The following is a 17,870-nucleotide window of genomic DNA, read 5'->3' as shown; positions in this document are numbered from 1 at the left end:
CTCAAGCCGCCTTCTCGTCTTTCTCACCGCCGCTGAGCCCCTCTTCCTTGAGGGCGGCGCTCACCGCCTGCACGATGTTCGCCATCGAGGGGAACTCCTCGTCTTCGAGGTCCTCGACGATCTGGCGAAGCGAGACGGGCTGCCCCTTGCGATACTCGATCTCCTGGTTGCCCGCCCGCGCGAGCAGGTCCTGCTTCGTCACGGGGAACTCCAGGCCGGACAGCGCCTGCGTGACCGCGCCGATGCCGAACGCCGTCCCCTCGGGCGGCCCCGGCTTGTCGTAGGCCTGTCCGCGGACCTCCTTCCGATCGCGGAGGTCTCGCTGGTGTTGCACCTCCTTGCCGCCGAGGTGCCCTGCCTCCTGGACGGTCATCGTGCCCTTGCTCTCGTCCTTGTTTTTTTCGGCCATGGTCTGCCTCCTCGTGTGGCGTGCGGCCAGCCGGATGCCCCGCGGCTCGGCCTCGCCGCATTCGTTGGGCGCGGCGGGACCTGCGTCCAGGGTTTGGCCGAGTGATCCATTGAGGTTGCGCTCGGCGCGCCGCATCGCGGTCGACCCGGCCCGTTCTTCGCCCCTCTTGCGGTCTGCGGCGAGGCGGGCATGAGACCTGTGGGAGGAAACCTCATGGCGCAGACGTGGAACCCTGGGGATCAAAACGAGCGAACGGCCCCGCCCGAGAAGCCGAGCGGATGCACGCCGGCGGACGAGCCCGAGCACGGAAGGCCGCCGATCGCCTGGGAAGGGGAGAGCCGGGTGCTCGAGCCGAAAACGGCCGCGGATGAGCTCGTGGACGAGGCGTCCGAGGAGTCCTTCCCTGCCAGTGATCCGCCTGCCTGGACGCCATCGAAATCCGTTGGCACCAAGTGACGGGCCCTGCCCCAGGGGCGCGCGGGCGCCTGCGCGGGCGCGCCCGGCCCCGCTTCCAAACCTCGGACCCAAAATGGCCCACCCCCCCGACGAGGAACTTGCTGCCCGTGTGAATGTCGGCAAAATGTTGCGCTTGCGCGCCCACGCCACGCGTGTACCCGCAAGGAAGCTTCCATCCCCCGCCAACGAAGAATCTCCCTTCTTATGGGCCAGTTCACGTCCCCCATCGATCGCCGCCGACTCCTCCAGGGGTTTGGGGCCTTGTTCCTCGCCTCGGCCTGCTGCCCGACGCCTGTGTCGGGCGGCGCGGAGGCGAGGGTCGCGCCGAGGCCGCCCGCGCCCTCGACGGGGCCGCTCGTGCCGGATGCCCCCGAGAACGTGGGCATGTCCTTCGCGCGGCTGCAGGACGCGTTTGCGCGCCTCGAGCGCCGCGTGAACGACGAGGCCTTCCCGGGATTCGCGGCCCTCGTGGCGCGGCATGGCAAGATCGTCGCGGAGCACGCGTACGGCAGGAAAGTCCGCGGGGGCGGCGAGCCCGTCACGCTCGACACTCTCTTTGACCTCGAATCAATGACGAAGGTCGTGTCGACGGCCATTTCGGCGCTCGTGCTCGTCGACCAGGGCAAGCTCCGCCTCGACGATCCGGTTGTCAAGTACCTATCGGCGTTCAAGGGCGAGGGGAAGGAGCGGGTGACGGTGCGGGACATGCTCCGGTATTCGTCGGGGCTTCCGCTCGACAACCGTATCTACGACGGCAAGCCGGACGAGATATGGCGGAAAATGGCGGCGACACCGCTCGAATATCCACCGGGGACGAAGGTCGAATACAGCGACCTCACGTATCGCTTGCTCGGCAAGCTCGTGGAGGTGGCTTCCGGCACGACGCTCGACGTGGTCGCCCGTGATCACGTGTGGAGGCCGCTCGGGATGGTCGACACGACGTACAATCCGCCGCCTGCGCTAAAGCCGCGCATCGCGGCGACGGGCCCCACGGAGCGGCGCAGCACGCTCGTGCGGGGCGCGGTGCAGGACGACCTCGACTTTTTGCTCGGCGGCGTGTGCGGCTGCGACGGCGCGTTCTCCACGGTGAAGGACGTGGCCGCGTTTTGCCAGATGGTGCTCGGCGGCGGCACGTATGCCGGAAAGCGTATCCTCGCGCCGGAGCTCGCCGCCGAAATGGTCGCGAACCAGACGCCCTTCGTCGACGCCGGGAAGACGGACATGTCGCCGCTCATGAACCTGATGTCGACGCCGAAGGGCTTTGGCTGGGAGCTCTTCGCGCCGCGATTCTCGAACGGGGGCTTGCGCCTCTCCCCGGGCTCGTATGGCAAGGCGGGCGGCGCGGGCACGTACATGTGGGTCGATCCTTCGCGGCAGCTCATCGCCGTCCTGCTCACGAACCACGGCTTGCCCCAGCCTTTCGACGAGCGTGGATGGAATCGGCTCCTCGACGAGACGGGCTGCGGGGAATTCTTCGACGGCGTGGTCGGAGCCGTGACCGACGGCGCGTGACGAACACCTTCCGCACGCTCGCATGACCCCGTGATCATGGCGGGATGCATGCTGCCGTTTCCTTCCTCATCCCGTATGCCCTGTGGACATTTGCCTGTAGCTCGCCCCCGGTCGATACCTTCACCGGCGGCAGCGGCGCCGGCGCGGGTCCGATCCTCACGGGCGCAGGCGCGGGGAGCGGCAGCGGAATCGGGGGCGGGGGCGGGAGCGGCGGGAGTGGCGGCGGCGGAGGCGCCGGCAGCGGCAGCGGCGGCGGCATGATCGTCGTTGATCAGGACGGCGACGGCCTCGACGACACGTACGAGGCGTCCCTCGCCGAGAGTTACCTCCCGTTCCTCTCCCTCGATCCCGAGGACGGATGCCCCCGGGGCGGCATCGTGTACCGCGTCCGCCCGCACCCCGACGACGCCACGCGTATCCACATCGTCTACGACCACCTTTACGAGCGCGATTGTGGCCTCACGGCGCACGCGGGCGACAACGAAGCCTTTGGCGTGACGATCGACCCGTCCGTCCCGCCGCCCGCGGGCATCCTCGCGATGCGCGCCGTCGGCCACCAGGCCACGCTCTGCGAAAAGACGACCGAATGTGGCGCTTGTGGGGACCTGCCCGCCTGCGCCACGGCCATGAAGGACGGCGCGCCGTTCCCCGTCGTGTTCTCCAGCAAGGACAAGCACGCCGGGTACGTCGAGAAAGACACCTGCAATCCGTTCCTCGCTTGCCTCGACACGTGCACCCTCGCGCCGACGAGCGCGAAGCCGCCGATGGTCAATGCCGGCGAGCCAGACGCGCCGCTCGCCACGAACCTCACGACGCAGGGATTCATCCATGCCGCGAACGGCTGGACCGAGCAGGAGCTCTTCGACGTGAACCCGTGGGAGTTCGAGAAGGACTTCGGCGGCGCGGGCAACGTGGCGGGGGATCTCGTCGACCCTGCGTTCGTCCCGCCAGCGTGCCCTTAGCCCTGCGAAGGTGTGGCGGCGGGCAACATGTCGCGGGCCGGCAACATCCCTGATCCATGTGTCCCGCGCCGCCGGCAGCCGCGCCGCGCCGAAGGCACGCGCCTTTCGCGATAGCCGCGAAAAAGCGTGTGGCATCGACATTGCTGCTCCCGTCCGCATGATGATCGCCCTTCGCTTCTCGACGTCCCTCGCTTCCGCGCTCCTCGTGACTTCGATGGCTCTCCATGCGTCCGCCGCGGAGCCGCCTGCTCCGGCCCGCGACGCGGAGCCGCGCAAGCACGTCATCTCGGCGAGCGCTGGCCTGACGCCCTTTTACATAGGCGCGGTGAGGGGTTCTAACAAAAGGTACGATTATGACGACGCCGTCCATGAACCGCTGCTCATTGGGCTCTCGGGTGATTACATGCGCAGCTTCGGCCTCTTTCGCGCGGGTGTCGGACTGCGGTACATGAATACCCAAGAAGGGATTTCCAGAGGCGGGAACTCCCTGGCACACACGCTCGGGATCTACGGGCTCCTGGGGCTCGGCATCACGACGCGCAGCGGGGTGGACATCGCCGCGACGCTCGGCCTCGGCCTCGGCCACTGCTGGGTGCCGCCGTTCGATCTGTACGCCCCGAGCTGGGGTGGGGGCGCCGAGCTGCTCATCTCGGTCGCCATTCCGGTCGCCCGGGATACGGACTTCCTCGTGCGCAGCGGCGCGGGCATTGCCTATTACACCGACGACGTGCCCCCGGCCCCGGAGGGGGTGTGGCAACGTCCCGACCCCTATCTCCTCTACATCCACGCCCCCACCGAGCTGGGCTTCCGCAAACGCTTTTGACCGTCGCGGGAGGCGCGCTGCGAGATCGCTTCGTGACCTCGCAGCGCGAAAGCAGGCCTCTACGGGCACGCCCGGAGGGAGCACGACGTCGGCGTCGTGCAGCTCCAGCACTTCGTCGACGGCAGGAAGGGATCGGCGGGCGGGGCGCAATCGTAGCGGTATTCCTTGTAGTAATTGCTGAAGTCACCGTCGGACGAGTCGTAGCGCCAATCGCACTCCATGTTGTACCAGCCGATCGCCACTGTATGCGAGGCGTCGCTGTAGTAGGTGCGATAGCTGCCGGATGGCCGCAGCGCCTGCTCCGCGACGCCGGTCTCGCCTTCCTCCGGGGTTGCCGCCTCCTCCGGCGCGCCCAGGCACGCGACGAGCGACAACGCGAGACCAAAACCAGCGAGGATCTTCTTGAGCATGACCATTCTCCTTCCGTCACACGACACGCGGTCGCGTGGGACATGAATCGCGAACGCAGCCGCGCGGGCCGCCGATCCGGCGCTGCCCCCGCGCTTTTTGCGCTCACCGATGAAATCGAGAATGCCCGCCCTTTCGCGTTCTCGCCAGTGTCTGCTCGCGACAACGTTGTTGCGTTCGCCGACACGAAGGCAAGAAACCAACGCCTCCCACACGTCGCGCCGATGTCATGAACAGAGGCGATGGGCAGGCACACGATCGCGGAGGAGGGGCTCGCAGGGGCGGCCCCGAGCCAACGAGAGCCGCGCGAGGGCGTCCGTTCGCTCCGCGCGCCGGAGGTGACGAGCACCGTTCACGCGGGCGCCCTCCGGCACATGGCGAGCGTCCTCGAAGGCGCCGGCCTCGATCCACGGCCGCTCCTCGTCGAGGCGGGCGTCGGGGAGATCGAGCTCGTGGATCCCGATCAGCGCGTCGCCATGGCGCGTTACGTGGCCTTGTGGCGCATCGCGGCCCCACGCTTTCCGAGAGGCTCGCTCGGGCTGGCCTTCGGCGCTGTCTTCGAGCTCGATCACGGAAACCTCCTCACGTACATGACGGCGCACGCCGCCACGCTCGGCGACGCCGTGCTGCAAGCCGACCGCTACCGGCACCTCATCCACGAGATGCTGCTTCCCACCCTCGACCTGGAGGGCGGCGATGCTCGCCTCCGCCGCGTGCTGCATCCATCCATCGGCCGGATCGGCGCGATGGCGGAGTCGATCGCGGCGACCTGGGTGAAGAGCTTCAGCATCTACATCGGCGAGGATTATCGGCCGCGCGAGGTCTGGTTTCAGCACGCCGCCCCGCGGGATCTTCGCCCTTACGACGAGGCGTTCCGCTGTCCGGTGCGCTTCGAGATGCCCGAGACACGGATGATCGTCGATCGCGAGGAGCTCGAACGGCCGCTTCGCCTCGCCAACCCACGCCTCCGCGCCTATCTGGAGGAGCAAGCCCGGAGCCAGATCGAGAGCCTCCCGCACGACCATGGACTCGCCGCTCGCGTGCGCCGCCTCCTCGTCGAGGAGCTGCGCGGCGGCGCCCCGTCCCAGGATCACATCGCCCGGCGCCTCGCCTTGAGCCCGCGCACCTTGCAACGCCGCCTCAAGGACGAGGGCGTCGTCTTCAACGATCTGCTCGACGAGCAACGCCGCGCCCTCTGCGACCGTTATCTGCAGGATCGATCCCTCTCGATTCAGGAGATCGCCTTCCTCCTCGGCTACACGGAGCGGAGCAGCTTCTATCGCGCCTTCCGTCGCTGGACGGGCCGCACCCCGCAGGAGCTGCGCAAAAGCGACGGAGACGAGGTCGGGCGGGACCCCTGAAGGACCGTCGGTCCTGGACGAACCGTAGGTTTGCCCGCGAACACGTAGGGTTTGACGACGTGCCGCGGGCAAACGGTTCGTCTTGACCAGCCTAGGAGGGCGGGTGTAGCGTGCCTCTCATGAAGCACCTTCTCCTCGCAAGCACGCTCCTCCTCGCGGTCTCGGTCTCCTCGTCGGTGTCGCTGGCCGAGGAAGGGGCCGGCGCTCCGGCCCCCACGGAACCTATCCAGGTGCCCGAGAAATTGGAGATCCCGTACACCGTGTACACGACCGATCGCGCCCTCATGACGACCTTCCACGAATCGACGAGGAAGCTCCTCCTGGAGGCGCAGGCGTTGGAGAAAGCAGGCAAGGTCGCGGCGGCGCTCGAAAAGTACCAGGATGCCTACGCGCACAACAGCCTGCCGGATACACAATTGGAGCTTGGTTTGGCCCAGGCGCGTGCAGGTTTGTTCCTCCCTTGCGCACGCAACATCCAGGACGTCATCGCGTTCTGGGCCCTGCGCGACTACAAGTTGCACCCGGTCACGGAGGTCCGGACGGTATTGGCCTACTGCGCGAAGCGCCTCGGGACGATCGCGCTCCGGATCAACATCGCCGGCGTGCGCATCACGGTGGACGGGGAACTCGTGATGGACTGGCCCTACCACGACGAGATCTATGTCGAGCCCGGGAGCCACGAGATCAAAGCGAACGCTTCCGGGTACTGGATGAACGAGACGCACGTGGACATCAAAGCCGGGGAACGAAAGGAGCTACGGATCGCGATGCAGCAGCGCATCCATGCGCAATATGTCCAGTTTCCCACCCCGCCGATTCATTTTAATATCAATGCGAACTTGTCGAATGGAGCGAAGGCGGATCAATCCACGTGGCCTCAGAGCCTCATGATTGCCAGCGGCGTCGGAATGGGGCTCGGATTGGGGGCCCTGGCGGTTGGCCTTGTCCAGGTGAACAATGCGGAATCGAAATCGGCTGCTGCCACGTGGACAGGGGTTGCCACGGTGGGCGGCATCGTGGGAGGGCTCTCCCTGACGGGCCTGATCATCGGGATTGCGAGCCGTCCCCCGGAGCCTCCCCCCAACGTCATCATCACGCCACAGATCGCCAAGGATGGCGGCGGCGTGCAGTTCACCGCGACGACGCCGTAGGGCTCTCCCCAGCGGAGGTAGACAACCTCTTTCCGGAGATCGAGGATGTCTCCTCGGCGGTGGAGGACCCCTCCTTGGCGTTCGACGACCTCTTCCCGGAGGCTCCGGACGTCCGGAAGGGGATGCGGGGGCTTCTCCCGGAGGTGAACAACCGCACATCGGAGGTGCTGCATCTCCTGGCGGAGGTGGACGGTTTCCTGGGGGGGGAAGCTGATTTCCGGGCGGAGTCAGCCGACTTCGAGGCGGAGGAGGTGGACCTCCTCGGGGAGCCAGGCCGGCCGCCGAGTGGAGGGGGGTGACCTCTTGGAGGAGGTGGAGCGACCTCCGTTCGGAGGTGGAGCGACCTCCGGGCGGAGGTGGAGCGACCTTCCCCACGTGCGCCGCTCACCGTCGGATACCGGCTTTGAGTTCGTCTCGTATCTCGCGGTGCTTCTCAAGCGCGTGTTCATAAAATGCATGCGGGTCCGGGAGCGCCGCATCCTCGGGCTCCTGCTCGGACTCGGCGATGAGCGGTTCGATCACCGCGAGGCCGGCGTCGAACTCACCATTCATTTGGCAGCACCGCGCATAGATGCGGCTTGACCTGTGTCGTTCCTCGATGCGGGAGAACCCCCGCTGCAAAAGCTCGTGCCAGATCTCCCGGCAAACCTCGTGGGGTTGCTCTTTTTCGAGCGCATGGCGCAGGAGCCACTCGGTGATGCTCCGCCTGGTTTCCACGACATCGGCTTCGTTGTCGCCTGCCCGCTCGACAAATTCCTCTTCGATTCGGCGATATTCGCGAACCGCTTCCTCGAAGCTCATCTCGTCGGAGAAGTAGACCGCTTCGATTCGTTGCATGAGCGATCGGATGCCGGCTTTGAGCTCGTCTCGTATCTTGCGGTCGATCGGGAGCGCGTATTCGTAAAAAATACGCGGGTTCGGCGGGAGCGCCGGATCCGCGAGCGCCTGCTCGGCCTCGGCGATGAGCGGTTCGATCACCGCGAGGCCAGCGTCGAACTCACCATTCAGTTGGCAGCACCGCGCATAGATGCCGCTCATGTTGTAGCGCTTCTGGACGTCGGAGAATCCGCGCTGCAAAAGCTCGTGCCAGATCTCCCGGCACACCTCGTGGGGCTGCACGTCTCTGACCGCCTCGCTCAGGATCCACTCCGTGATGCGCCGCCTGGTCTCCACGACATGGTACTCGTTGTCGCCTGCCCGCTCGACGAACTCCTCTTCGATTCGGCGATATTCGCGGACCGCTTCCTCGAAGTCCAGCTCGTCGGACAAGTAGACCGCGTTGACTCGCTCGATGAAGGCGATCTCTTCCGGCTCTAGTTTTCGCAACATATCTGTCCTACTTTCGCCAGGTGGGCCGCAGGGCGCGTTCGTCCTCCGTCGAGACCACCCACGTGCCTCGCTCACCCTCGGATGCCGGCTTTGAGCTCGTCTCGTATCTTGCAGTCCCTCGTGAGTTCTTGTTCGTAAAAGGCACGTGGGTTCGGTGGAAGCGTCGGATCCGCGAGCCCCTGCTCGGCCTCGGCGATGAGCGGCTCGATCACCGCAAGGCCGGCTTCGAACTCGCCATTCATCTGGCAGCACCGTGCATAGATGCCGCTCATCCAGTGGCGGTTCTCGATGCCGGAGAACCCACGCTCCAAAAGCTCGTGCCAGATCTCCCGGCAAACCTCGTGGGGTTGCTCGTCTCTGAGCGCCTCACTCAGGAGCCACTCCGTGATGCGCCGCCTGGTCTCCACGACATGGTGCTCGTTGTCGCCTGCCCGCTCGACGAACTCCTCTTCGATTCGGCGATATTCGCGGACCGCTTCCTCGAAGTCCAGCTCTTCGGACAAAAAGACCGCGTTGATTCGCTCGATAAAGGCGATCTCTTCCGGCTCCAATTTTCGCAACATATCTGTCCTACTTTCGCCAGGTGGGTTCCAAGCGGCCGCAGGGTACCCAGTCCTCCCACATCCTCACCCTCGGCGGCCAGGACTTCTCGTCTTGACATATTCGGAAGCAGTTTTCGCATCTGGATGTATTCCAGTTGTTCCCAAGCTCGTCACCCACCTTGCTATCCATGCACTCCACATAACCGTCCGTGCACTTGTCCTTCTCTGATTTCCTCCTCCGAACCGCCTCCACGACCTCCTCGGCGATCGCGATCCCGATCATAAACACGATCGTCACCCCGGTCGCTTTGATGATGATGGGGGCCAGGGCGATGGTCACGCCCACGATGACGAGATTGCCGGCGAGCCCACGCGCCGCGTTGTTCTGCCTGTCTGCCCGAGCGAGCGGCTGGAACATCCATGTCCGGAAGAGCTCCGGCGGCACCTCCATCGCCCGGAGCGCCGCCCGCGTGCACCCGCTGAAATCGGCATGCAAGACGTCCGACTTCACAGAGGCCACCTGCCCCTCTTCGTCGACCTTCACGTCGTAGTGAAACTCGAAGGCGTCTCCGCCGAGGTCCCCGCCGTACTCCTCGACGCACGCTCGCAGGCGCGCGATGGTCTTGTTCGGCGCGTGTGGCCCTTCGCCGGTCGGCGTTTGTTTCAGCGGAGGAGATTCGATATGGCTCGCACAGCCAAACGGGACGACCGACATCGTCACGCACGCGACAACGATCCCCTCGATCCAGACGATGACCCTCGGCATTCCCTCTCCGTCCCCGGCTCGCTCGGCCGCCGCTCGACCGAGGAGGGTACAGGCTCGGAATCACCAAAGGGCAAGTTTGTGAGCCTGCTTCTATACGTTTCGAGGCCTCGGGCTCGACGGCGCCGCCCTCGCGATACTCCGACGCGACGGGACGGCGTTCTAGATACGTCCGACGACGAGCCTCTTCCCTTCGGCGCCCGTTCGCACTATGGACGGAAGCCGGAGAGCCTGATGGACCTGTCCTTCACCCCCGAGCAGAGCGCCTTCCGCGACGAGGTCCGCGCGTGGATCCGGGAGGCCATGCCTCCGCGCATCCGCGAGAAAGCGGCCGTCGACGGGCATTTCGAGCACGATGAGATCATGGAGTGGCACCGCATCCTCCACGGGAAGGGATGGGTCGCGCCCCATTGGCCCGCGGAATGGGGCGGCGCCAAGCTCGACGTCACGCGCCGGTTCATCTTGACGGAGGAGCTCGAGCTCGCCGGCGCCCCGGCGCTCTCCCCGTTCGGCCTCATGATGGTCGGCCCGCTCATTCTCCAGTTCGGCAGCGACGCGCAGCGGAAGCGCTTCTTGCCGAAGATCCTCGCGGGCGAGGAGGTCTGGTGCCAGGGCTATTCGGAGCCGAACGCCGGCAGCGACCTCGCCTCGCTCAAGCTCTCGGCCGAGCCCGACGGCAAGGGCAACTACGTGCTCAATGGGCAAAAGACCTGGACGACGTACGCGCAGTACGCCGACTGGATCTTCGTGCTCACGCGGACCGACAAGACCGCGAAGAAACAATCGGGCATCAGCTTTTTCCTCGTCGACATGAAGACGCCCGGCGTCACGGCGCGGCCCACGCTCACGATCGCGGGGACGCCGGCGTTTTGCGACACGTTCTTCGAGAACGTCGTCGTCCCCGCGGAGAACCTCGTCGGCCCGCTGCACGGCGGCTGGACGCTGGCGAAGGCGCTGCTCGGCCACGAGCGGACGTACATCGCGGCGGTGGGGCTCTCGACGCGGACCTTGCGGCGCGTGAAGCAGATCGCGGCGGCGACGAAGGAGCGGGGCGTGCCGCTGATCGACGTGCCGGCGTGGCGCGCGCGGATCGCCCGGATGGAGATCGAGCTCTGGGCGCTCAAGATGGCGAATTACCGGGCGATTGCGTCGGCCGAGCTCGGCCACGCGCCGGGGCCCGAGTCGAGCATCTTGAAGATCCGCGGCAGCGAGATCATGCAGCAGATGTACGAGCTCGCGATGGACGTGATGGGGCACGATGCGCTCTCCTGGCACAACACGCCGGGCACGATCCCCGAGGCCGAGGCCTCGGTCCCCCCGCAGTTCAATTACGCGCGCGCGGCCAGCATCTATGGCGGCAGCAACGAGATCCAGAAGAACGTCATCGCCAAAGCCATCCTCGGCCTGCCGAGCTGACGGGGATTCGCCATGAATTTCGACCTCACGCCGGACCAGAAGCTCCTCGAAAGCACCATGGCCTCCTTCCTCAAGAAGGAGTCCCCGGTGAGCCGATTCCGTGCCCTGCGGGAAGACCCCGTCGGCTATAGCAAATCACTCTGGAAGACGATGGCCGAGCTCGGCTGGATCGGGCTCGCGTTCCCCGAATCCGCGGGCGGACTCGGCGGCTCGTTCGTGGACGTCGCGATTTTGCTCGAACAATTCGGCGCGGGCCTCGTCCCCGAGCCCTTTGTCGCGTCCGTGCTCGCCGCGGGCACGGCGATCCTGCGCGCGGGCAGCGCCGAGCAACACGAGGCGTACCTCGCGCCGCTCATCGCCGGGGACACGACCCTCGCCCTCGCCTGGGCCGAGCGCGGCGGCCGGTATGACCCGACCTGGGTCGAGACGACGGCCACGAAACAGGGCGACGCCTACGTGCTCCAGGGCGAGAAGATTTTCGTCCAGAATGGCCACGCGGCGGATGTCCTCGTCGTCTCGGCCCGCACCGCGGGCACTCCGGGCGATACCGACGGCATCTCCCTCTTCGTGCTCCCGCGGGAGACCGAGGGCCTGCGCGTCACGCCGGTGAACACGATGGACGGGCAAAAAGCCGCGACGATCACGCTCGCCGGCGTGGTCGTTCCGGCGGCGAGCCGGCTCGGGCCCGAGGGCGCGGCGGCGCCCGTGCTCGATGAAATCATGGATCTCGGCGCGGCGGCGGCGTGCGCGGAGGGGCTCGGCGTCATGCGCGCGTCCCTCGCGATGACCGTCGACTACTTGAAGACGCGCGAGCAATTCGGCGTGAAGATCGGCACGTTCCAGGCCTTGCAGCACCGCGCCGTCGACATGTTCATCCGCACCGAGCTCGCGAAGAGCACCTCGATCCTCGCGAGCGTCAAGGTCTCGGACCCCGATCCGGCGGAGCGCCGCTTCGCCGTCAGCGCGGCCAAGGTGGAGCTCGCCATTTGCGGTCGCTACGTCACGCAACAAGCCATCCAGCTCCACGGCGGAATCGGCATCACGGACGAGCACGATATCGGTCTCTATTTCAAGCGCATGCACGTCCTGAACGCCCTCTTCGGCGACGAGGAGCACCACCTCGCCCGATTCGGCGCGCAACCCGCGTTCTGAACCCTCCGTCGCGCCTCGGCGCGTTTTGCGCACCCCCCGGGTGCTGAATTCAGGATTGGCCCGAGGGTCCGAACGTGTTCCGGACGCGTATCGTGATGCATTCACCGGGGGGTGATCATGACGGACGTCTTTGTCTCGGGGGGCCGAGGCCCTGATCAACCGAAGATTGATTCTCGTGTCGAGTTCGGCGTCGGCGGCGTGCCCATGTCGTTCGACTTGCCGAAGGGCATGTTGTCTTGTGCCGGCCATGCGTCCGTGCTCATGTGGACAGAGACCACCATTTCCGGCCTCATGCTCGGCCTCTCGCGGATGGTGGGCGTCGAGCGATTCAACCTCGCGCTCCAGAGCGGCGGGCGCGACAGCGTCGACGGGGACTGGGCGCACATCACCACGTTCCCCACGTTCGAGGAGGGGTTTGCCTCGCTCGCGGTCATCGCGGCGGCGGCGGGCTGGGGGTTGTGGGAGATCGTCTCGCTGGATCGCGAGCGCGAGATCGGGCGATTCCGCTGCACGAACGGCTGGGAGGCCATGTACCAGCGCGCGCTCTCCGTGTGCTGGGGCTCGGGCATGATGGGCGGCAAGTTCTCCGGCCTCTGCGCGCGTCTCTTTGGTTCGAATTGCTGGGCGCAGCAGATATCGTTCCAGTCCCGCGGCGACGAGGCGGACGAGTTCATCGTGCGCCCTTCGGATCGCACCGTGGAGGGCGATCTGGAGCGCCTCCTCGCGGCGGACGCGGCCACGCGGGCGGATCTCGCGGTCGCGCTGGAGCGGCTCCGCCAGGAGGTCGAGGAGCGCCGCGTGACGGAGGACGCGCTGCGCCGGACCGAAAAAGAGAATGCCTTCCTGATCGAGCAGCAGGCGCGGACGATCGCGGCGCTCTCGACCCCGATCATCCAGGTATGGGAGGGCATCTTGACGTTGCCGATCGTCGGGCAGGTGAGCGGGGCGCGCGCGACGACGATCATGCAGGCGCTCCTGCACGAGATCGTCCAGCGCAGCGCGCATTTCGCGATCCTCGATTTGACGGGCGTCGACACGCTCGACGCCGAGACGGCCGACCACCTCCTGCGTATCGTGCGCGCCGCGGAGCTGCTCGGGGCGCGCGCGATCGTCAGCGGCATCCGGCCGCGCGTCGCGCAGACCATCGTGGAGCTCGGGGTTGATCTTTCGGGGCTGACGACGGTCGCCGACCTCGAAGAGGGCCTGAAGACGGCGCTCCGTTCGATGGGCGTGCGCGCGCCGAGCCCGATCCAGGCCTCTTCGCAGCGGTAAAACCTCATGGTAGCGTACGTCTCGTATGGACCCGACCCGAGACACCGCCGAGACGCGTGACCTGCGCGAGCGGGCGCGAGCGTTTTTCCAGGACAACCGTCCGTCCGACCCGGGCTTCAAGCTCCCGCAGACGTTTCTGGAGGTCGAGTCCGAAGAGCAATTCCTGTGGCTCAAGGCCTGGCAAAAGCAGGTGTATGGCGCGGGGCTGCTCGGCGTCGAGTGGCCGGCGGCGTATGGCGGAAAGGGGATGCCGTCCGGGTCGCAGCGTGTCGTGGCCGAGGAGATGGGGCGCGCCGGCGTGCCGTTCATCGTGAATCGCATCGGCCTCGACTGGGCGGGGCCGACGATCCTCGCGGTGGGTACGGAGGAGCAGAAGCAACGCTACCTGCGGAACATCCTCTCTTGCGACGAGGTGTGGTGCCAGGGCTTCAGCGAGCCGGGCGCCGGCAGTGATCTCGCGAGCCTGCGCACGAGCGCCGTCCGGAACGGCGACCATTACATCGTCAATGGCCACAAGGTGTGGACGACGCAGGCGCTCTGGGCCGATTTCATGATCCTGCTCGCGCGCACGGACACGAGCGCGCCGAAGCACGCGGGGATCAGCTATTTCCTGTTCCCCATGAAATCAAAGGGCGTGTCGGTGCGGCCGCTCGTGAAGATGACGGGCGAGGGCGGCTTCAACCAGGTGCTCTTCGAGGACGTCCTTGTCCCGGCCTCGTGTTTGCTCGCCGGGGAAGGGGACGGGTGGCGCCTCGCGGTCATGACGCTCGCGTTCGAGCGCGGCGCGTCGGAAGGAAGCGCGACGGGCGGGGCGCTCGCGGCGGGCGGGGACGTCGCGCGTCTCGTCGCGCTGGCCAAAGAAGTGTCTCGGGATGGTCGCCCCGCGAGCGAGGATCCCGTGATGCGAGATCGTATTGCAGAGCTTGCGATCGAAGAGGAGGCGCTGCTCGCGTCGGCGCTCCGGGCGCGTGTGCCCGGGCTCGTCGAGGAGCGCCCGCTCGCGCTCCCGTTCCTGAGCAAGCTCGTGGCGACCGAGTTCGGGCAGCGGGCGGCGGCGGTCGGCCAGGAGCTCGAGGGGCCGCTCGCGCAATATGCATTCGGCGCGGAGCGCGCGGCAGACGGCGGCCATTTTCAGCGGGCGTACATGAACAGCTTCGGCTTCACCATCGGCGGCGGGACGAGCGAGATTCAACGGAACCTGGTGGGCGAGCGGATCCTCGGCCTTCCGAAGAGCACCTGAGGAGAGGGACCATGCAAAGCACCGCTCGGATCCCCGACGATTTCGGGTATGGCGAGGAGCAGGCGCTCCTCCGGCGCGAAGCAAAGAAGCTGCTCGAGAGTTCCTGCAAGACGGAGGACGTGCGGCGATGGATGGAGACGCCCGCGGGCTTCGACGAGGGGCTATGGGCGCGGGCGGCCGAGGCGGGCTGGCTCGGCCTCGTGGTGCCTGCGGCGCACGGCGGGAGCGAGATGTCGATGACGAGCCTCGCCGTCCTGATGGAGGAAATGGGCCGCGTGGTCCTGCCCTTGCCGGTTGTCGGGACGCTCTTCGCGACGCTCGTTCTCCAGGAGGCGGCGAGCGAGGAGGCGAAGGCGCGTTTTCTCCCGCGCATCGCGGAGGGCAAGCTCCGCGCGGCCGTAGGATCGGAGGAGCGGCGCGGGGGCTGGGCGTATACACACGTCGAGGCCACGGCGCGCCGCGAGGGAGAGCGGATCCTGCTCTCGGGCGCGAAGGAGCTCGTCGTGGACGCGCCGAGCGCAGAGCTCGTGCTCGTGACGGCGACCGAGCCCGAGGGGCCGAGCCTGTTCGCCCTGCCGGCCGCGTCGCCGGGCGTGACGGTGTCACCCGACAAACTCGTCGATGCGACGCGGCGGAGCGGGGCCGTGCGGTTCGAGGACGTGGTGGTGCGCGACGCGGATCGGATCGGGGCGAGAGGCGCGGCGGTGTCGATCCTCGGCCGGGTGATGCCGCGGATATGGACGGCGCTCGCGGCGGAGATGGTGGGCGGCGCGGATCGGCTGCTCGGCATGACGACCGAATACGCGAAGATCCGGCAGCAATTCGGCCGGCCGATCGGCGCGTTCCAGGCCGTGAAGTTCCCGCTCGTCGAGATGCTCGCCCGGATCGAGCTCTCGCGCTCGCTCGTGTACCGCGCGGCCGCGGCGATCGATCACGCGCCCGCGCAAGCGGAGAAGCTCGCGCGGATGGCGAAGGCGCACGCGTCCGACACGTACGCGTTCGCGGCGGCGAAGGCCGTGCAGCTCCACGGCGGCATCGGTTTTACCTGGGAGTGCGACGTCCAGCTTTATTTCAAGCGCGCCCAGTGGAGCCGCGCGGCGTTCGGGGACGCCGCGCATCACCGGAGGCGGATCGCGGAGATGGTGATCGACGGCTAGGAGGTGCGTTTGTCCGAGGACGGCTTTCGATTGTTGGAGACGCGCGTCGGCTTCTCCGCGTCCGAGCGGTGGCGGAGGCGCGCGCGCGTCGTCATGATCGGCAGCCTCGTCGGCTCGCTGCTCTGCGCCGTGCTGGGGTTTGCCCTGACGAGCGCCTTCTCGTGGGGCATGCTCGTCGGCCTGGTCGTCGCGGGCGGCGCGGCGATCGTCGCCGGCAATCCATCACGCCGGCGCGGCGATTCCTCGCCGGGATCGCTGTCGATCGAGGGCGAGACGATCGTGGTGCGCGCCGAGCGCGAGGGGGAGCGCTCGTTCCAGCTCAGCGAGGTCGCCGAAGGCTGGCTGGAGGCGCCGGGCCGCGTGGTGTTGCGCCTGCAAGATGGGTTCGACGTCACGGTCGACGTGCCCGACGACGAGACGGGCCATCGAATGCTGGAGGCCGCGGGCGTGGCGGCGTCCGCGCGCGTGATGCGCGTCGCGCTCGCCAGCGCCGCGTCGCGCGTGCCGTGGGGGGAGATCCTGGGCGTGACCGGCATGCTTTTCACCACGCCGCTCACCGTGCTTTTCGTGGCGGTCCTCCTGGCGAGCTCCTTCGAAGGAGGCCCGATGAACCCGATCGTCCTCTTCGCGTTCGTGCTCCTCCCATCCATGGGGCTCTTCGGGCTCGTCGCGGCCCTCTTTCGATTCATGCGCAGCCGGGAGGTCGTGGTCGGCACCGACGGCGTGGTGTTTCACGGCTACTTCGGCCCGCGCTTCATCCCGTACACGGAAATCGAGAACGTGCGCCGCCATTCTCACGGCGTCTTGCTCGGGCTGCGCCGCAACGAGAAGTTCCTCCTGCCCGTGCGCGCCGCGGTCCTGAGCAGCATGCCGCTCACGCCGCCGCCCCGCGTGGCCCGGACGGCGGCCGCCGTGCTCGACGAGAACCTCGTGCGGCGCGAGATCCTCTTCCGGCGCATCGAGGAGGCCCGCGCCGCGCGTGGGCAGAGCAGCGTCGTGCGGCTCGACCTGGAAAAGCTCGATCAGCGGGACAAACCTTTTTCCGTGTGGCTCGACGAGATGCGCCGCCTGCTCGCGGAGCGCGGCGGGTATCGCGAAAGCCGCATCGTGCCCGAGGATCTCGCGGTGGTCGTGGAGGACCCCGGCGCCGCGCCCGAGCGACGCATCGGCGCGGCGATCGCGCTCTCGCAGTCGAATGACGAGGGCACGAAGCGGCGCATCCGCATCGCCGTGGAGGCGTGTGCCGACCTGGAGCTGCGCGCGGCGTTGGAGGAGGCGGCGCACGGCGAGATCATCCAGGCGCGCGTGGAGAAGCTCCGGCACCGGTTCCGCGATTGAAGACGCTCGAAGCCGTCCGCTTTCTCGTTCGTATACCCGTTGCTAAGGAGGTCCCATGACCCTCTCCGCTCCCGTTCTCGTTCGCCCGGCGAAGCCCGAGGATGTTTCGGCCCTCGGCCGCATGGGCGCGGCGCTCGTCCGGTTTCATCATTCGCTCGATTCGCTCCGGTTTTTCGCCATGGGCGACGAGCGAGGATACGGGGCCTTTCTCGCGAGCGAGCTCGGCCGGCAGGGCTCGGTCGTGCTCGTGGCCGAGGCCCGGGGCGAGGACGGCGCGGCGCAGGTGATCGGGTATACCTGGGGGCGCCTCGAAAAGCGCGACTGGACGATGCTGCTCGACGCTTGCGGCGCCCTGCACGACATTTACGTGGAGCCGGAGGCGCGGCGGCTCGGCGCGGGGCGCGCGCTCTGCGTGGGGATGATTCAGAGGTTATCGGAGCTCGGCGCGCCGCGCGTCGTGCTCGCGACGGCTACGAAGAACGAGGCGGCGCAGAAGCTTTTTGCGTCGCTCGGGTTTCGCGCGACGATGATCGAGATGACGCGCGAGCGATCGTCGGAATGAACCGCCGCGCCCCGAGG

Annotated in this window: 19 protein-coding genes; 14 read left to right on the top strand and 5 right to left on the bottom strand. The window is 67.3% G+C overall.

The features are described from left to right. Position 1: 1 nt before the first annotated feature. Positions 2-409: a DUF2795 domain-containing protein gene (locus E8A74_RS21800; RefSeq protein ID WP_170229279.1), complete on the bottom strand. Its 408-nt coding sequence runs from the start codon at positions 407-409 to the stop codon at positions 2-4. A gap of 213 nt (positions 410-622) precedes the next feature. On the opposite strand from E8A74_RS21800, the gene E8A74_RS21795 reads away from it, so the two are divergent. The 4 genes from E8A74_RS21795 (at position 623) to E8A74_RS21780 (ending at position 4,162) form a co-directional block, all read left to right on the top strand. Further along, positions 623-865: a hypothetical protein gene (locus E8A74_RS21795; protein ID WP_136930978.1), complete on the top strand. Its 243-nt coding sequence runs from the start codon at positions 623-625 to the stop codon at positions 863-865. Between the two features lie 204 nt (positions 866-1,069). Further along, positions 1,070-2,377 carry a serine hydrolase domain-containing protein gene (locus E8A74_RS21790; RefSeq protein ID WP_136930977.1) on the top strand — a complete coding sequence of 436 codons (1,308 nt, stop codon included), beginning with the start codon at positions 1,070-1,072 and terminating at the stop codon, positions 2,375-2,377. A 44-nt stretch (positions 2,378-2,421) separates the two neighbouring features. After that, entirely contained in the window at positions 2,422-3,339 is a 918-nt protein-coding gene (locus E8A74_RS54030; protein WP_211365419.1) for a hypothetical protein, read from the top strand. Positions 3,340-3,496: 157 nt separating this feature from the next. Further along, positions 3,497-4,162, top strand: a complete 666-nt coding sequence (locus tag E8A74_RS21780; RefSeq protein ID WP_136930976.1) for a hypothetical protein — start codon at positions 3,497-3,499, stop codon at positions 4,160-4,162. A gap of 59 nt (positions 4,163-4,221) precedes the next feature. Here the strand turns inward: E8A74_RS21780 and E8A74_RS21775 are convergent, their stop codons facing one another. Further along, positions 4,222-4,572 carry a hypothetical protein gene (locus E8A74_RS21775; RefSeq protein WP_136930975.1) on the bottom strand — a complete coding sequence of 117 codons (351 nt, stop codon included), beginning with the start codon at positions 4,570-4,572 and terminating at the stop codon, positions 4,222-4,224. A 240-nt stretch (positions 4,573-4,812) separates the two neighbouring features. Between E8A74_RS21775 and E8A74_RS21770 the strand changes: the two genes are divergently transcribed. From E8A74_RS21770 to E8A74_RS21760, 3 genes are all read left to right on the top strand, one after another. Then, positions 4,813-5,931: an AraC family transcriptional regulator gene (locus E8A74_RS21770; RefSeq protein ID WP_136930974.1), complete on the top strand. Its 1,119-nt coding sequence runs from the start codon at positions 4,813-4,815 to the stop codon at positions 5,929-5,931. Positions 5,932-6,050: 119 nt separating this feature from the next. Beyond that, on the top strand, positions 6,051-7,082 hold the full coding sequence (locus E8A74_RS21765) for a hypothetical protein (RefSeq protein ID WP_136930973.1): 1,032 nt from the start codon (positions 6,051-6,053) through the stop codon (positions 7,080-7,082). A gap of 74 nt (positions 7,083-7,156) precedes the next feature. Then, positions 7,157-7,381: a hypothetical protein gene (locus E8A74_RS21760; RefSeq protein WP_170229278.1), complete on the top strand. Its 225-nt coding sequence runs from the start codon at positions 7,157-7,159 to the stop codon at positions 7,379-7,381. 85 nt (positions 7,382-7,466) lie between these two features. Here the strand turns inward: E8A74_RS21760 and E8A74_RS21755 are convergent, their stop codons facing one another. From E8A74_RS21755 to E8A74_RS21745, 3 genes are read right to left on the bottom strand one after another with little or no spacing between them, the layout of a single operon-like run. Beyond that, entirely contained in the window at positions 7,467-8,486 is a 1,020-nt protein-coding gene (locus E8A74_RS21755) for a hypothetical protein (RefSeq protein ID WP_136930971.1), read from the bottom strand. Next, positions 8,483-8,962: a hypothetical protein gene (locus E8A74_RS21750; RefSeq protein ID WP_136930970.1), complete on the bottom strand. Its 480-nt coding sequence runs from the start codon at positions 8,960-8,962 to the stop codon at positions 8,483-8,485. The genes E8A74_RS21755 and E8A74_RS21750 overlap by 4 nt, the downstream gene beginning before the upstream one ends. Positions 8,963-8,981: 19 nt before the next feature. Beyond that, positions 8,982-9,719, bottom strand: a complete 738-nt coding sequence (locus E8A74_RS21745) for a hypothetical protein (protein ID WP_136930969.1) — start codon at positions 9,717-9,719, stop codon at positions 8,982-8,984. A 231-nt stretch (positions 9,720-9,950) separates the two neighbouring features. Between E8A74_RS21745 and E8A74_RS21740 the strand changes: the two genes are divergently transcribed. From E8A74_RS21740 to E8A74_RS21710, 7 genes are all read left to right on the top strand, one after another. Further along, on the top strand, positions 9,951-11,132 hold the full coding sequence (locus E8A74_RS21740) for an acyl-CoA dehydrogenase family protein (protein ID WP_136930968.1): 1,182 nt from the start codon (positions 9,951-9,953) through the stop codon (positions 11,130-11,132). A 12-nt stretch (positions 11,133-11,144) separates the two neighbouring features. Next, positions 11,145-12,284 carry an acyl-CoA dehydrogenase family protein gene (locus tag E8A74_RS21735; protein ID WP_136930967.1) on the top strand — a complete coding sequence of 380 codons (1,140 nt, stop codon included), beginning with the start codon at positions 11,145-11,147 and terminating at the stop codon, positions 12,282-12,284. A 117-nt stretch (positions 12,285-12,401) separates the two neighbouring features. Further along, the gene (locus E8A74_RS21730; RefSeq protein ID WP_232379690.1) at positions 12,402-13,556 is read left to right on the top strand and encodes an STAS domain-containing protein; all 1,155 of its coding nucleotides are present in this window, start codon (positions 12,402-12,404) and stop codon (positions 13,554-13,556) included. Positions 13,557-13,581: 25 nt separating this feature from the next. Further along, positions 13,582-14,796, top strand: a complete 1,215-nt coding sequence (locus tag E8A74_RS21725) for an acyl-CoA dehydrogenase family protein (RefSeq protein WP_136930966.1) — start codon at positions 13,582-13,584, stop codon at positions 14,794-14,796. A gap of 11 nt (positions 14,797-14,807) precedes the next feature. Then, entirely contained in the window at positions 14,808-15,953 is a 1,146-nt protein-coding gene (locus E8A74_RS21720) for an acyl-CoA dehydrogenase family protein (RefSeq protein WP_136930965.1), read from the top strand. 9 nt (positions 15,954-15,962) lie between these two features. Further along, positions 15,963-17,291, top strand: a complete 1,329-nt coding sequence (locus E8A74_RS21715; RefSeq protein WP_136930964.1) for a hypothetical protein — start codon at positions 15,963-15,965, stop codon at positions 17,289-17,291. A 55-nt stretch (positions 17,292-17,346) separates the two neighbouring features. Next, positions 17,347-17,853: a GNAT family N-acetyltransferase gene (locus E8A74_RS21710; protein ID WP_136930963.1), complete on the top strand. Its 507-nt coding sequence runs from the start codon at positions 17,347-17,349 to the stop codon at positions 17,851-17,853. Positions 17,854-17,870: the final 17 nt, after the last annotated feature.

Origin of the sequence: Polyangium fumosum (genome assembly GCF_005144585.1) — a bacterium.
Taxonomy (GTDB): Bacteria; Myxococcota_A; Polyangia; order Polyangiales; family Polyangiaceae; genus Polyangium; species Polyangium fumosum.
Note: the sequence above shows the minus strand (reverse complement) of the source record. Positions and strands in the feature narration are given on the sequence as shown.